The organism is Anaerovibrio slackiae (assembly GCF_009695585.1).
GTDB classification, from domain to species: Bacteria; Bacillota; Negativicutes; order Selenomonadales; family Selenomonadaceae; genus Anaerovibrio; species Anaerovibrio slackiae.
On sequence record NZ_VUNR01000005.1, the window covers coordinates 38904 to 53113 of the forward strand.

At 36.2% G+C, this 14210-nt stretch carries 15 protein-coding genes; 13 read left to right on the forward strand and 2 right to left on the reverse strand.

The window, feature by feature from the left end; genetic code table 11:
• Window positions 1-39 precede the first annotated feature (39 nt).
• From dgt to FYJ84_RS03785, 11 genes are all read left to right on the forward strand, one after another.
• Window positions 40-1542, forward strand: a complete 1503-nt coding sequence (gene dgt / locus FYJ84_RS03735; RefSeq protein WP_407060738.1) for a dGTP triphosphohydrolase — start codon at window positions 40-42, stop codon at window positions 1540-1542.
• Window positions 1543-1707: 165 nt separating this feature from the next.
• Window positions 1708-3438 carry a glycosyltransferase family 25 protein gene (locus FYJ84_RS03740; protein WP_205764087.1) on the forward strand — a complete coding sequence of 577 codons (1731 nt, stop codon included), beginning with the start codon at window positions 1708-1710 and terminating at the stop codon, window positions 3436-3438.
• A 54-nt stretch (window positions 3439-3492) separates the two neighbouring features.
• Window positions 3493-4761 (forward strand): hypothetical protein, encoded by a 1269-nt coding sequence (locus FYJ84_RS03745; RefSeq protein ID WP_154406260.1) that lies wholly within the window; start codon window positions 3493-3495, stop codon window positions 4759-4761.
• A 143-nt stretch (window positions 4762-4904) separates the two neighbouring features.
• Entirely contained in the window at window positions 4905-5906 is a 1002-nt protein-coding gene (locus FYJ84_RS03750) for an acyltransferase family protein (RefSeq protein ID WP_328596330.1), read from the forward strand.
• A gap of 172 nt (window positions 5907-6078) precedes the next feature.
• Window positions 6079-6210 (forward strand): transposase, encoded by a 132-nt coding sequence (locus FYJ84_RS03755; RefSeq protein WP_268878682.1) that lies wholly within the window; start codon window positions 6079-6081, stop codon window positions 6208-6210.
• Window positions 6211-6354: 144 nt separating this feature from the next.
• Window positions 6355-7275, forward strand: a complete 921-nt coding sequence (locus FYJ84_RS03760) for a Rossmann-fold NAD(P)-binding domain-containing protein (protein WP_154406262.1) — start codon at window positions 6355-6357, stop codon at window positions 7273-7275.
• Window positions 7272-8069 carry a glycosyltransferase family 2 protein gene (locus FYJ84_RS03765; protein WP_154406263.1) on the forward strand — a complete coding sequence of 266 codons (798 nt, stop codon included), beginning with the start codon at window positions 7272-7274 and terminating at the stop codon, window positions 8067-8069. Before FYJ84_RS03760 ends, FYJ84_RS03765 begins: the two co-directional genes overlap by 4 nt.
• Before the next feature lie 4 nt (window positions 8070-8073).
• Window positions 8074-9204, forward strand: coding sequence for an NAD(P)/FAD-dependent oxidoreductase (locus tag FYJ84_RS03770; protein WP_154406264.1), 1131 nt, complete (start codon window positions 8074-8076; stop codon window positions 9202-9204).
• Window positions 9204-10151, forward strand: coding sequence for a glycosyltransferase (locus FYJ84_RS03775; protein WP_154406265.1), 948 nt, complete (start codon window positions 9204-9206; stop codon window positions 10149-10151). Before FYJ84_RS03770 ends, FYJ84_RS03775 begins: the two co-directional genes overlap by 1 nt.
• Window positions 10152-10175: 24 nt before the next feature.
• The gene (locus tag FYJ84_RS03780; protein ID WP_154406266.1) at window positions 10176-10976 is read left to right on the forward strand and encodes a sugar phosphate isomerase/epimerase family protein; all 801 of its coding nucleotides are present in this window, start codon (window positions 10176-10178) and stop codon (window positions 10974-10976) included.
• A gap of 2 nt (window positions 10977-10978) precedes the next feature.
• On the forward strand, window positions 10979-11380 hold the full coding sequence (locus FYJ84_RS03785; protein WP_154406267.1) for a GtrA family protein: 402 nt from the start codon (window positions 10979-10981) through the stop codon (window positions 11378-11380).
• Window positions 11381-11435: 55 nt separating this feature from the next.
• Here the strand turns inward: FYJ84_RS03785 and FYJ84_RS03790 are convergent, their stop codons facing one another.
• Window positions 11436-11627: a hypothetical protein gene (locus tag FYJ84_RS03790; RefSeq protein ID WP_154406268.1), complete on the reverse strand. Its 192-nt coding sequence runs from the start codon at window positions 11625-11627 to the stop codon at window positions 11436-11438.
• Between the two features lie 50 nt (window positions 11628-11677).
• Window positions 11678-12517, reverse strand: coding sequence for an Rpn family recombination-promoting nuclease/putative transposase (locus FYJ84_RS03795; protein ID WP_205764088.1), 840 nt, complete (start codon window positions 12515-12517; stop codon window positions 11678-11680).
• A 202-nt stretch (window positions 12518-12719) separates the two neighbouring features.
• Here FYJ84_RS03795 and FYJ84_RS03800 point away from each other — a divergent pair, with 202 nt between their 5' ends.
• Window positions 12720-13136, forward strand: a complete 417-nt coding sequence (locus FYJ84_RS03800; RefSeq protein ID WP_154406270.1) for a helix-turn-helix domain-containing protein — start codon at window positions 12720-12722, stop codon at window positions 13134-13136.
• Window positions 13137-13304: 168 nt separating this feature from the next.
• Window positions 13305-14189, forward strand: a complete 885-nt coding sequence (truB, locus tag FYJ84_RS03805; protein WP_154406271.1) for a tRNA pseudouridine(55) synthase TruB — start codon at window positions 13305-13307, stop codon at window positions 14187-14189.
• Window positions 14190-14210: the final 21 nt, after the last annotated feature.

Sequence of the window (14210 nt, forward strand, 5' to 3'; positions counted from 1 at the left end):
ATAAAAACGTAGTTGTTTAGAGAAATGAGGTGCTTAATCGTGAAGGATGAGGAATATCGTACACCATCAATGAATATGAGAGATAGAGTATTGTATAGCAGAGGATTTTTGAGATTGGCAGGTAAAACGCAGGTTTATGGTACAAATTTCGGAGACCATACACGCAATAGGATGACACATTCATTGGAAGTAGCCCAAGTAGCTAGGACTATAGCGAGGGGCGTGAATCAGTCATTGGAAAATGATGATGATAAAATTGATGAGGACTTGGTGGAGGCAATTGCCCTCGCTCATGATTTAGGACATACTCCCTTTGGGCATGCTGGAGAAAGGCAACTGCATAAAATATTGAACTATAGTAATAAACGTGTAAATGATATTTTATTTGATGAAAAAGCATTTGAATCTACAGAGAAAGAAAATGATGTGCAGTTGAGGCAATATTTTGCGTCAAATTGTGGTTTTAAACATAATTGGCAAAGTGTTCGTATGCTGAAGCTGTTGTGCAATGAGTATCAAGGCGGTGATATGTTGCCTGCTTCCAAGTTTCCAGATAGTAGCTATATGGTTAATGCTGTGTTGGAGCATAGTAGTAGGAGTTACAAAGAGGAAAACCAAGCGAATTTGAATTATTATAATAATCATCTGGATAAAAGTTATTTCAGTGTAAAAGATGTACATAAAAGCGATTTCATCAGCAATCTTATTTCTAATGCTGATGAAATCGCTCAAAGACATCATGATATAGAAGATGCTATTGCTTTTAGATTTTTTTCATTAACTAAAGCTACAGAGGTTATTTTTGATGTGGACAATGAAAAAGGATTACCATTAGATTTTACATCTAAAAGAGGTTCAATACAGCTAGATGAACAGAGAAAATGTGTGTGCGATAGTGATGAGTTTTTTATGAAGAAAATTTCACATATTATTGTTGGATATTTGGTGGAGAAATATACGAAAATTTTAGTTAATAATTTGCAAAATTGTGAAGATAAGAAAATAGAAGATGATTATTATAAAGTTATGGAGCATTTGGGTTCTGAAATAAAGAAAATGGTTTTAACATCACAAAATGTGAAACGTATGGATAGCAGAGGAGAATTTATTATTCGAAGATTGTTTGAAGCTTATGCCATGAATCCAGTACAAATGCCAAATTCTACCTTGAATGCTGTTTTTAGAGAGTATATGCGTCAATGTATAAAGAGCACTGACGATAATGTATTAAAAGGCAATATTCAAAAACATTTAAATAAGGAAAATGGTGTATATCTGTTTGAACATGCCTTTGAATGCAGGCTGGCTTTTGCTGCTTGTTATGAATTACCAGAAAAAGAAAAAATATATTTGTCGTTTTCGGATAATTGGATGGTTATGTCAGAGCAGGTAGAAGCTAAAGGTGTACTTGTTATTTATAAAAATTTGTTCAGAATATGTTTAATGCGTGTTATTGCAGATTATATAGCAGGCATGACAGATTCATATGCAGAGAAGGAATATCAAAAACTTTATGGTGTCGTACATGAAATAGTGCAATAGATTTGGAGTGAATTAGTTATTACTATCAAGGTAATTGTCAATTTTATGTAAATAGTTTTGAAGTATAATTAGCTAAATAATATTATATGATAATTTTAAGAAAGGAATTAACTTGGCATTGCTACAATATGCATTAAATTTAATGCATTTATGCCGGTAATTAACATGAAAATAAAAACATTAATTAACGAAATTTTACCCTATGGCAGTCGTAGGCGTACTGCAACGAAAAAAACATTACTGAAAATATTTTCTGTTTTGAATATTAATTGTGATTTTTTAGAAAAAATAGGTAATGGAAAGGTGTCGTTGTCTAGTGGGGGAAGACCATGTGATTTTACAATAGATCAGAAACTTGTCATTTTAACGACTAGACATTGTATGATAATTGCTGATTTGATTGGAGATTGCTGTAAAAAAGTTGGTATTGAGTACGAAATTATCATAGAAAAACCTAAATGTGGTTTCTCTGATCAGCAGCATATTGTGATTTGTCCTCAAATGTTTACAATGTTGCCTGAAAAATATGTGGCTTTTCAGATGGAACAGTCTGTAAGTTCAAGATGGTTTACTGATGAATATTTTGAACAATTGAAAAAGGCAGAAGCTGTTTTGGATTATTCTCTTGTTAATATAAAATTCTTAGAGGAACATGGCATAGAACTTAGCAAGATATTTTATTTACCTATAGATTTTCGTTATAATTTTAATCGTAAATATCGTGATATAAAAAAGGAATACGATGTAGTTTTTTATGGCGATAACGAATGTGAGCGTAGACAAAAAATATTAAAACGACTTAGTGACAAGTTCAATGTCAGAGTTGTTAATAACTTATTCGGTGAAGAATTGTATAAGGAGCTTGCAAAAGCTAGAGTTATTGTCAATATACATTATTATGAGGGAGCTTTGCTTGAAACAACCAGATTGTATGAATGTATTTCTTTAGGGACCAGTGCCATAGTTTCAGAGAAAAGTGTAGATTTTGACGAACATGATGAATTGAGGCATTTTGTAGAATTTGTAGATATTGACGATGTCGATGCTCTTGAACGAACTGTTAGTAAGTATATTGAACAGCCATCATTGTTAACAGAAACTTTGAGTAATATGGATATTCAACGTAGCGAAAAAAAGCATACAGCATTTGATTATTATTTTTTACGGTTTCTTTTAGCAACTGACAATATTAATTTTGATAATTTTTATGACAATGCTGCTGATTATATTCGTTTTGATAATGATTTTTGGTGCTTGGGATTGCCGGAATACATGGAAAGAAAGCAGTCATTTGTGAGTATCAATAAATATGGCATAAATTATTTTCCGGGCTTGAGGCATTTTTTGGGTTGGGTTGGATGTGGCATGAGTTATAAATTCATGCTCCGAAAAGCAAAAGAAATGGATTTGGAATCAGTGACAATTTGTGAAGATGATGTACTTTTTTGTGATGATTTTTTGCAAAAAATGGCTACCATCCGAAAATATCTACATAAAACGTCTAATTGGGATTTATTTTCTGGTTTAATAGCTGATGTTAATCCTAATACAGTAATAAGTAAAGTCGATGATTATGATGGGATTCGTTTTATCACTTTGGATAAAATGACAAGTACGGTTTTCAATGTTTACAATAAGCAGTTTCTTGAAAAGCTGGAGGAATGGGATTCTGATAATAGAGATGCTAGTATAAACACTATAGACAGATTTATTGAAAATTTGGGGAATACTATCATCATAACGACTAATCCTTTTCTTGTTTTGTGCAAGGATGAGCTGACTTCTACATTGTGGGGATTTACCAATGACACATATAATAGTATGATTTGCCAAAGTAATAGAAAAATTTCGAACAAAATTGATGAATTTTTACAACAAAGGGATGATTTAAAATAATATAATGTAAGTATTTGGAGATAATACAAGATTGTACAAGGAGGGTATTGTAAAATGTGTCTATGTTTCTGTAAAAGGTTATTTACATGCTTATTGCTATCTATTTGCGTTGGTGCAGTTAGTATTGTAGCGGTATATAAAATTTCCTCTGAAACAGTTTTTTTTAATATCAAACCGGCTGAGGTGATATATGAAAAAAGTGGTGATTATCCACAATGGCTACCTGGTAATTTAACAACCCAGTTGGATAATTTTACAGATACTTTAATGTTGCAGAATTGTATATACTCCGAAAATAATGCGTTTGAGGCTTCTTTTTTAAATCCTAGACGCATCTATACTAAAGATGGACAGGTTAAAAATTTGTTGTTACAGCTTCAGGATGCTACTGGATATGTGTATACGGATTACCCTATTTATTGGCATGGTTATATAGTAGTGTTAAAACCCTTACTATATTTTATTGATGTGTCAGATTTATGCTTATTCAATGCTGCTTTGCAGTTGGTTTTAGCTATATATTTTTTACATTGCCTTAATAGAAAAATCGGTGTATTTTTTGCTTTGTCTTATTTGTTGGTATATTTACTATTAAATCCTATTTCATTAGCTATGTCTTTTCAATTTTCAATTATGTATTATATCATGACAATATCATCTATATTCATGATAAAAAATTTTAAAAGACTTCTGGAGAGAGAGTTATATATTACTTTTTTTATGGTAGTTGGTATTATAACGGCATATTTTGATTTTTTAACATATCCATTAGTTTCTTTAAGTATACCTTTAGTAATTTTTTTGGTTATGTTGGCAAACATACCTAATAATTTATTTTTTAGTAGTTATAGTAAAGTCTTGTTATATACAAGTTATATCTCATTGTCATGGGTGTGTGGATATTTTTGTATGTTTTTAGGAAAGTGGGTGTTAGCCTGGATAATAACTGGTAATAATATAGTTAATAATGGCTTTGCACGTGTCCTTTATAGAACTTCTTCAGGTGGTGATATTACCGCTGTGAGTGCTATAAGTAATAATCTTAATGTATTTATGACTAGCCCTCTTTTCGATGTATTAGTGATATGCTTGTTGTTTTTGTTATGTAGAGTGTTTGTGTCCATGCGGAGATATCATATTAATAAAAATATTCTTCATTTATCATTTGGGGTTCTTATAATATCAGTGTATCCTTTTATCTGGTATATGATATTGAGTAATCATTCTTTTATTCACGCATTTTTTACATATAGAGAATTATCAATATTTATCTTTGCGTTTTGTTGCTTTGTAGCACTGATAGAAAAAAATAAATGTAAATGATATGCACGATAGGAGATTGTGGGAAGTTCTCTCTATTTTGAAGCAAGAAAAATATATTTTTAATGTAGTCTCGGAGTTTAATCCGGATTGAGGCAAAAAATGTGAAAACGTGATGTACTGGATTTTTGGTGATATAAGATGTTATAAGACTTTTATTGGCTTCGATGGTTATATATGGACATGCACCATGTTTTATTGATGCTACGGGGCGTAGCGATTTTATAGCTAGAATATTACATTTTACATATTCAGGTAACTTGGCAGTAATAACATTTTTTCTGATAAGTGGACTTTTGGTATCTAATAGTCTGTTCAGCAAAAAGAATTGGAAAGTATACTTAGTGTCACGTTTATTTAGATTGCTACCTGGTTTGATTTTTTTGTCAATATGCACTTTTTTTATATGTATGTATTTTACAGGAAATAGTTTTGCAGATTATATTCAAAATAGTGCATCATATGTATTTAATAATGCGAAACTAGATATACAGTATGAAATACATAATGTGTCTTTTTTAAGAGAAAATCATCCGTTGGATGGTAAGTATGCAAATAGTATTAATGGTTCTCTTTGGACTATACCTTTGGAATTTAAAATGTATTTGCTGATATTGGGCATATGGTTTATTTCGCGAAATATAAAAAATGCTGTAATTATACCTGTATGTTTATGTGTTGGAATTTTTTATCCTTTAGTAAGTCAAAGTGTATTAGGTGGTAATGAAACGTTATATATGATTCCTGCGTTCTTTTTAGGAAGTTTGTTGTCATACTATAAGGAACGGATTTGTCTAAATATATTTTTTCCAGTTTCCCTTATTATGATAGCTAAGTCTATACAATATGAAGGTATTAGCAATTTATGCATGATGCTGGGTGTAGCATTATTATTTGTCTGGTTAGCAGGATGCGGCATTGTAAGAAAATACAGGCTTCCTCATGATATAAGTTATGGCGTATATTTATGGGGCTGGTTAGTAGAGCAGTTGGTGGGATATTTCATGCCTTGGTTACACTATTGGGGGTTCATAGCTGTTAGTTTGTTATGTACCTTCTTTATAGCATATATTTCATGCGTTTTTGTGGAAGAACCAAGCCAGAAATTATGCAAAAAAATTTGTAGTTATATGGGCAAGTATTATTAATTTATTACGTTTTAGCTAATGTGATAATTGGTAAATGAAAAATACTAATTCCCCAGCTATACTGGGGCGAATATAAAAAGCCGTAGCGGTTATGATGAAATATAAAGCCTCCTATGTTATGCTTGAGATGGTGTCGCAAGCCAAACTCAACAACATAGGAGGCGCGATCCAAATGGACAATAAAAGTTTATCACATACGCGATGGAAGTGCCAGTATCATATTGTGTTTATTCCTAAGTATCGTAAAAAGGTTTTGTATAGCAGATTGAAAGTGTATGTAAAAGAAATAATATGCACTTTGTGATTCATGTTTTTGGGGATATATGCTGAACTTGCCAAAACAAATTGATAATAAATTTGCTAAGCGAGGAGGTAACGGAATCTTCTTAGCTGTATAGTGAGTTGAATTTTGCGAAAGTATTATTTTATGTATGAGAGGTATTGAAGTATGTTAAGTCTTGTCGGTAGTACCGGGTTTGTTGGTTCAAATATTTTACAAAATGGCTCGTTTGATAGAGTATATCATTCTTCTGATATCAATACTGCATATGGCACAAATCCTGATTTATTAGTTTATGCAGGAGTGAAAGCAGAAAAGTTTTTAGCAAATCAAAATCCTCAAAAAGATTTTGAAGGTATCAAAACGGCTATTTTCAATATAACAAAAATTAACCCGAAAAAATTGGTACTGATTTCAACTATTGATGTTTATGCTGTTCCAAATGATGTTGATGAAAGCGTAATTCCGCAAAAAGATGATTTGTTGCCTTATGGTAGGAATAGGCTTTATTTGGAAGAATGGGTTCAGGGGAATTTTCAAGATTATTTGATAATTCGTCTTCCAGGATTATTTGGAAGGAATATCAAGAAAAATTTTATTTATGATTTAATACACTATATTCCAGCGTTGTTAAAACAAGAAAAATATTTCGAATTGGCAGCGGTATCTAATATCATAAAGGAAAGTTATAAGTTGCAAGAAAATGGTTTTTTTCAATATGTACATGCTGAAAAAGAGGAAACCCTGTTGTGCAAAGAATTTAAACGGCTTGGTTTCAGTGCATTGAATTTTACTGATAGTAGAGGTGTTTTTCAGTTTTACAATCTTAATAATCTTTGGAAGGATATCAAGATAGCGTTGGATAATAAAATTTCTGTATTGAATGTTGCAACAGAGCCGGTTTCAATTGGTGAAATTTACAAATATCTTACGGATAGGGAATTTTGCAATGAGCTGTCAGGGAAAGCTCCGATGTACAATTTTAAATCATTGTATTGCAATCTCTATCACGGCTATGATGGATATTTATATGATAAAAATGATGTTTTAAATGACATTAAATTATTTGTGGAGGAACAGAAGAAATGATTCACCAAGGGATTTCGGGGGTTCCTGAGTTTGAGAGCAGGGAGTTTTTAGAGAAAAAGAATAAGTATTGTATTTGCATTCCAATAATTAATGAAGGAAAGCGTATACATGATGAATTGCGCAGGGCAGCTAGTGCAAGTATAAATAAATATGCAGATATTGTAATATGTGATGGAGGCAGCAATGATGGATCCACAGATGATGAGATATTAAAGGATTTAGGAGTTAATACATTATTGATAAAAAAGGGGAATGGTAAGCAAGGTGCTCAGCTGAGAATGGGTTTTTATTGGTCTTTGCTCAGAGGATATGAGGGCATTATTACGATAGATGGGAATAATAAAGACAGTATAGAGTCAATACCTTTATTTGTTGAAAAACTTGATGAAGGGTATGATTTTGTACAGGGCTCAAGATTTATTAAAGGGGGAAAAGCTGTTAATACGCCACTGCTTAGATATCTTGCTGTTCGTTTGTTGCATGCGCCTGTTATCTCATTAACAGCGGGAAAATGGTATACGGATACCACGAATGCCTATAGGGCACATTCAAGGAAATATTTGAAAGATAAACGTGTTGATGTTTTCAGAGATATTTTTATAGCTTACGAATTGTTAGCGTATTTGTCAGTTCGTGCAGATCAGCTTGGTATGAAGACATGCGAAGTGCCAGTTAAAAGGGAATATCCTGAGAGTGGGAAAATTCCTACTAAAATTAGTGTTTTTAGAGGAAATTGGATTTTGTTAAAGACTTTGTTTAGTAATTTGTTTGGTTTATATAAGCCGGGACGGTGATATTATGTTTTATGACAAGATTATAATCGGTGCCGGGCTGTATGGCTTGTATGCAGCTAGATTTTGCGGCTTGCGTGGGGAGAAGGTACTGGTGCTGGAATATGATCCAGAGCCTTTTATGAGAGCTACATATATCAATCAAGCACGTGTGCATATGGGATATCATTACCCCAGGTCATTTTCTACTGCGATAAAATCTGCACACTATTTTGATAGATTTAATGAAGACTTTGGCTTTTGTATTCATTCTTCTTTTGATCAGGTTTACGCTACATCGGAAGCTTTTTCATGGACAGATGCGGCACAGTTCAAGTGTTTTTGCCAAAATGCAAACATCAGGTGCGACGAGGTGCCGGTTAATTGGTACTTTAATGATGGTGTTTGCGATGGAGCATTTTTAACAGAAGAATATACTTATGATGCCCAGGTTTTAAAGCAATTCTTTTTGGATGAGCTAGACAAGCTGAGAAATGTTGAAATCCATTATGGTGTTCGTATAGACAGAATTGTACAGGATGCATCTTCATTTTCAATATATGCCGATAGGGATAGTGTATGGAGAACGGATTTTTTACTTAATGCTACCTATGCGTCTACCAATCAAATTTTGTCCAAGATAGAAGGCGTAGAAGCATATACGCCATTAAAGATTAAATATGAGCTATGTGAAATAATTTTGTGCGAGGTAAATGATAAGTTGAGAGGAACAGGAATAACAGTTATGGATGGACCGTTTTTTTCGATTATGCCTTTTGGCAAGACAGGCCTTCATTCGCTTACATCGGTTACATTTACACCACATGTGACTAGTTATAAGGAATTGCCTGATTTTAGCTGTCAGCAAAATGAAAATGTTGAATGTTCAAAATATCAACTTGGTAATTGTAATCAATGCATGTATCATCCAGAGTCTGCATGGCCTTATATGTCACAGATGGCACATAAATATTTGAGGAGTGAATTTTGTTTTCAATACAGGGAATCCTTATTTTCCATGAAGCCTATTTTGCAGGCTTCGGAGATTGATGATTCGAGACCAACAGTAATCAGGAAACTTTCTGATGAACCTGTATTAATTAGTGTTTTGTCGGGAAAAATTAATACTGTATATGATTTGGATGAGGTGCTGTCATAATGGGCTTTACAAATAAGGAAGATAATTTTATGTCTGTAGTGGCATATGTTCATAATGATGGACAGGATGCTCTAACGTTTGTAAAAAATGTATCTGAAGTATTAGATGAAAATTTCAAAAAATATGAGATTATTTTGGTAGATGATGCTTCTGAAGATAATGGAATGGACTTGGTAAGGCAACATGCTGAAGGGTGTGGATGCATGGTGCAGATTGTGCATATGAGTTATTTTCAAGGTGTTGAGCTTGCAATGAATGCGGGAGTTTCGTTGGCAATTGGTGATTTTGTATTGGAATTTGATTCCGTGCAGATGGATTATGAACCTGGGCTGATTATGGAGGTGTATAATCGCTCATTGCAAGGGTATGATATTGTCAGTGCAGCTCCTGAGGGAGGAGGGGCGGTTTCTTCCAGGCTGTTTTATAGTTTGTTCAATCATTTTTCTAAGGTAAAGCATAAATTGCGTACTGAGCGCTTTAGGGTTTTGTCGCGGCGTGTTCTCAACAGGATACATTCTATGAGCAAAACGGTTCCATATCGTAAAGCATTATATATGAATAGTGGTTTGGCGTGCGATACATTATTATACAGCCCGAATGAGAAGCAAAAATGTACACTAGGGGGGGATATAGCGCAAAATGTCTTTCGTAGACGTATGGCTATTGATTCATTAATATTGTTTACGGATTTTGGCTATAAAACAGCATTTGGTTTGAGTTGCTTTATGCTAATATTAACAGCTTTATTAGCAGTATATACGTTGTGTGTATACAGTATGAGTATCCCAGTTGAAGGCTGGACTAGCACGGTTTTGATTTTGTGTTTTGGTTTTTGTGGTATATTTTCTGTTGCTACCATTATCATTAAATATTTGGATGTGTTAATGGGGCTTGTATTCAAGAAACGAACATATACTGTTGAATCTATTGAGAAATTAAAGGCATAAGCAAGTTTTATCAGTGAGGTAGTTATGAAATTATCTGTATCCAATATTGCCTGGTCTGCTGAAGATGATGTACAAATGTATGAATTTTTAGCGGGACAGGGGATTTCAGGGGTGGAGATTGCGCCAACGAGAATTTTCCCAGAAAATCCATATGAGAAAATATCAGAAGTATCTTTATTTCAACGTGAATTGTTGGAGAAATATAATTTGGCCATTTCTTCAATACAGTCTATTTGGTATGGAATATCAGAGAATATGTTTGCTGCAAAAGAAAGCCGCCTATTTTTATTAGACTATACGAAGCGAACAATAGAGTTTGCTTCAGCAGCGATGTGTAACAACATTGTTTTTGGCTGTCCAAAAAACAGGAAGTGCAATGGTGATGTTGATGCTGCATATAGTACAGCGGTTGATTTTTTTCATATACTGGGGGAATATGCAGCAGAACACGGTACAGTGATAGCTATGGAGGCTAATCCAGATATATACGGTACTGATTTTATTACGACCACTCCAATGGCTATTCAGCTGGCAAAGGATGTTAATTCGCGTGGCTTTAAAGTGAATTTAGATGTTGGCACTATGATATGTAATGATGAAGATTGTACATGTTTGGAACAGGATTATCATTTGATAAATCATGTTCATATAAGTGAGCCGTATCTTATGCCAATAGAAAAAAGAATTTTGCATGAAGATTTGTGCAGGATGGCAGTTGGCTGTGGATATGAAGGGTATATTTCATTGGAAACAAAAAATAGTAATGATATTAATTTATTGAAAAGTCAGATATTGTATATGAAAACTATATTTGGTGGTGATTGATATTGGGATGGAGGAGACACTGGTCTTCGGATGTGGGGGAAGTTTTTAGATTTTGCTTGGCTGGGGCGTCTACATTTATTCTAGATTATGGACTCTTGTATGTTTTAGCTGAGTGGGGAAGGGTTAATTATTTATATGCTGCAGGAATTTCATTTATATTAGCTGTGCTTGTTAACTATTGGCTTTGTATAGTATTTGTTTTTAAAGATGCGCAGGTACAGCATTTACAGCAAAAGGTTTTATTTATCGGTTCAAGTGTGGTAGGTCTTGGCATCAATCAGTTTTGCATGTGGTTTTTGGTTGAGTTTATGATGCTTCATTACATGGTGGCAAAGATTTTTTCTACCATTGCAGTTACTTTGTGGAATTATGTTATGAAAAGAAAAGCTGTGATGGGAAAATAAAGACCAGCTGTAAAGCTTACGGCTGGTCGATAAAAATAGTTATATTATGTTGTAATCATAATTTGGAAATGGCATCCAATTCTTCAGGAGAATAGCGACCTGTCGCTTTCAAGGCATCCAAAGTTATTAGACCATCGGCGAGCAGGTCGCGAAGGGTTGAGATTTTTCCGTGCGCTTCACCACGAGCCTCACTGATTTCAATAAGAGCCTGTCGTTCTTCTTCTTTGTTCCATTCAAAGCCAAACATAGTAATAATCTCGCTTTCATTTTGTGATAAGTTGTGTTTCCTGATGATTGTTACTTGGAAATTGCAGCTAGTTCTTCTTGGGAATAATACCCTGATGACTTTAGAGCCTGCAAGGTTACAATGCCTTTAGTGAGCAGAGTGCGTGCAGAATCAATTTTCTCACGGTTTTTGCCCCGAGCCTCACTAAGTTCAATAAGAGCCTGGCGTTCTTCTTTTTCGTCCCATTCAAAGCCAAACATATCAATTACCTCACTTTCGTTATGCCGAAGATAATCTTTCATAATATTGTTTTCAATGCAATATCTGATGGTTGCGCTGACAGCTTCATCAATAGGCAGCCGCTGTTTGCGAAGCTGCTTGTAGTGATTTGAGAAAATGCTGTATTCATTGAGAGGCCTGCACCGATCCTTTAAGTCTTCGTTCATGCCATCGGCAAGATTGTAAACGTTCACGATGAGCTCCAGCTTGTCTGATGGTGCCATGAATGCGTCGCTCAGCCTGAGAGTCTGGTGCTCGAAGCTGGTGTCATCGCCATCGTAAAACACATAGAACTCCGGGGCAGGGAGTTTTATCAGCTCAGAGCCATATACTTTGCGCTTTTCAGGTTCCATATACCGGCGGAACAGTTCTGCAACATACTCCAGCATCCTGATGGGCATGTTGGGGTTGATGGTGGTCTGGTGCTCAATTAGCATCATGATGAGCGTATCAAGCATGAAGGAAATATCATTTTTTATGTTGCTGTAGAAGCTTCCGCTGAGCGTATTGATTGTTATGTCGGAAGGATCAGTATAACTGGTGCCTTTGATGGCATTCAGAAGGGCCAGCAAATGGTCTCCTGTGCTCATGTACTTGCAAAATACAGTATCGCGTACTTTAGGGTTGGTCATACGGCTTTCTCCTTTCATTATAGCAGAATTATTTGTTTTTGGAAAATGGATTTACAGATGGGATGCAAAAATTTATTCTACAAACATTATATCACTTTTTAGTGAAAAGGAAAATATACTTTCGTGAAAAATATGATTTATTTTACATAATGCAGAAGACATGGAGGATGTATCTGCAAGTATCTGAAATAGGAGGAAAATTATGACGCGGTTTAGGGCGTTGCGGCTCAAAAGCGGCTTGAGCCAGACGGAATTCAGGCGGCAATATAATGAAAGATACAATCGCTCCTATACTGCGGCGGCGATTTCCCAGATAGAGCATGGCAAAAGAATGCCGGAGCTGGGAGCTTTGCGGGATTTTGCTGATTTTTATGGTGTGAGCGTGGATTATCTGCTGGGGCAGAAGGGTGATGAGCAGGATGAGCAGGCTGAGGAAGCAGCAGGCCGGCAGATTTCTGCCAAGCTGAAAAATCTTGTTGAACAGCTGCCGAAGGAAAATCAGGCAGGGATGGATGATGAGGTGAAAGAAAACATTGGCATATTGCGCAATCTGCTCCACCAGTCGTTGATTTTGGCACGGCGTGTGGAAAGGGATGAAAAGTCATGGTTTAGATATTGATTGTCTTGCCAAGGTTTACATTATAATGTACAATAGAAGAAAATTGTTGCAACACAAGGAGAGCCATCTCTTTGTGTTTATTTTTGTGAGAAGGTAGTAGTGTAAGGCGGTATTATAAAGGCGAGAGTGCAGTTGTGAAGATTAAGTGAGCGAGGTGTGGTTTGGCGTATGGATGGGTTTGTTAATTTTTTAAAGCCTCCCGGCATGACTTCTCATGATGCAGTGGGGTATGTGCGGCGGCAGCTGGGGGAAAAGAAGGTGGGCCACGCAGGTACCCTGGACCCGGGGGCGGCAGGGGTGCTGCCTGTTGCTGTTGGCAGGGCTACCCGGCTGATTGAATACCTGGACAGCGTGGAGAAGGCATACAGGGCGGAGCTGGTTTTTGGCTTTTCCACGGACAGCGGTGATGACAGCGGCAGCGTGGTGGAGCGTGCCGATGTTTTTGCCATTCCTGCGAGGGAAAGGCTGCTGGAGGCCTTTGCTGCCTTTACCGGCACCATTACCCAGGTGCCGCCTGCCCATTCTGCCATCAAGATAAATGGCAGGCGTGCCTGTGATTTGCTGCGGGAGGGGAAGCAGGTGGAGATTCCTTCCCGGCAGGTGGAGATTCATTCCCTGAAGCTTTTGCAGGCGGGGAAAAATCATATCGCTTTTGATGTGGTGTGCTCCAAGGGGACGTATATCAGGAGCCTGTGCACGGATTTGGGGGCGCACTTGGGAATACCTGCCACCATGTCCTTTTTGGTGCGGCGGGCAGTAGGAAGCTTTGCCCTTGCGGATGCGGTGACGGCAGAGCAGCTGGCAGAGCTGAAGGAGAGGGCTCTTTTGCCTATGGATGGCTGCCTGGGGCACCTGACCCGCTATGATTTGCGGCCTGACCGGCTGAAGGCATTTTCCAACGGCCTTCTGACTCATGACAGGTATTTTCAGGAACGGCATCAGCCGGAGGGGGATGTCATCCTCCGGGTGTACTGCGAGGGTGAGTTTATCGGCATCGGGCATTTTGATGTGGAAAAGATGGCGATTCTGCCGGACAAGGTAATTGCCAGATGAGACAATTGCCGGATAGGATAA

Excerpts from the sequence above, each read along its gene's own strand:
- FYJ84_RS03755 (WP_268878682.1), top strand. The coding sequence starts at position 6,079 with ATGGACAATAAAAGTTTATCACATACGCGATGGAAGTGCCAGTATCAT.
- FYJ84_RS03790 (WP_154406268.1), bottom strand. The coding sequence starts at position 11,627 with ATGTTTGGCTTTGAATGGAACAAAGAAGAAGAACGACAGGCTCTTATT.
- FYJ84_RS03760 (WP_154406262.1), top strand. The coding sequence starts at position 6,355 with ATGTTAAGTCTTGTCGGTAGTACCGGGTTTGTTGGTTCAAATATTTTA.
- FYJ84_RS03780 (WP_154406266.1), top strand. The coding sequence starts at position 10,176 with ATGAAATTATCTGTATCCAATATTGCCTGGTCTGCTGAAGATGATGTA.
- truB (WP_154406271.1), top strand. The coding sequence starts at position 13,305 with ATGGATGGGTTTGTTAATTTTTTAAAGCCTCCCGGCATGACTTCTCAT.
- FYJ84_RS03745 (WP_154406260.1), top strand. The coding sequence starts at position 3,493 with ATGTGTCTATGTTTCTGTAAAAGGTTATTTACATGCTTATTGCTATCT.
- FYJ84_RS03765 (WP_154406263.1), top strand. The coding sequence starts at position 7,272 with ATGATTCACCAAGGGATTTCGGGGGTTCCTGAGTTTGAGAGCAGGGAG.
- FYJ84_RS03775 (WP_154406265.1), top strand. The coding sequence starts at position 9,204 with ATGGGCTTTACAAATAAGGAAGATAATTTTATGTCTGTAGTGGCATAT.
- FYJ84_RS03770 (WP_154406264.1), top strand. The coding sequence starts at position 8,074 with ATGTTTTATGACAAGATTATAATCGGTGCCGGGCTGTATGGCTTGTAT.
- FYJ84_RS03740 (WP_205764087.1), top strand. The coding sequence starts at position 1,708 with ATGAAAATAAAAACATTAATTAACGAAATTTTACCCTATGGCAGTCGT.
- FYJ84_RS03795 (WP_205764088.1), bottom strand. The coding sequence starts at position 12,517 with ATGACCAACCCTAAAGTACGCGATACTGTATTTTGCAAGTACATGAGC.
- FYJ84_RS03800 (WP_154406270.1), top strand. The coding sequence starts at position 12,720 with ATGACGCGGTTTAGGGCGTTGCGGCTCAAAAGCGGCTTGAGCCAGACG.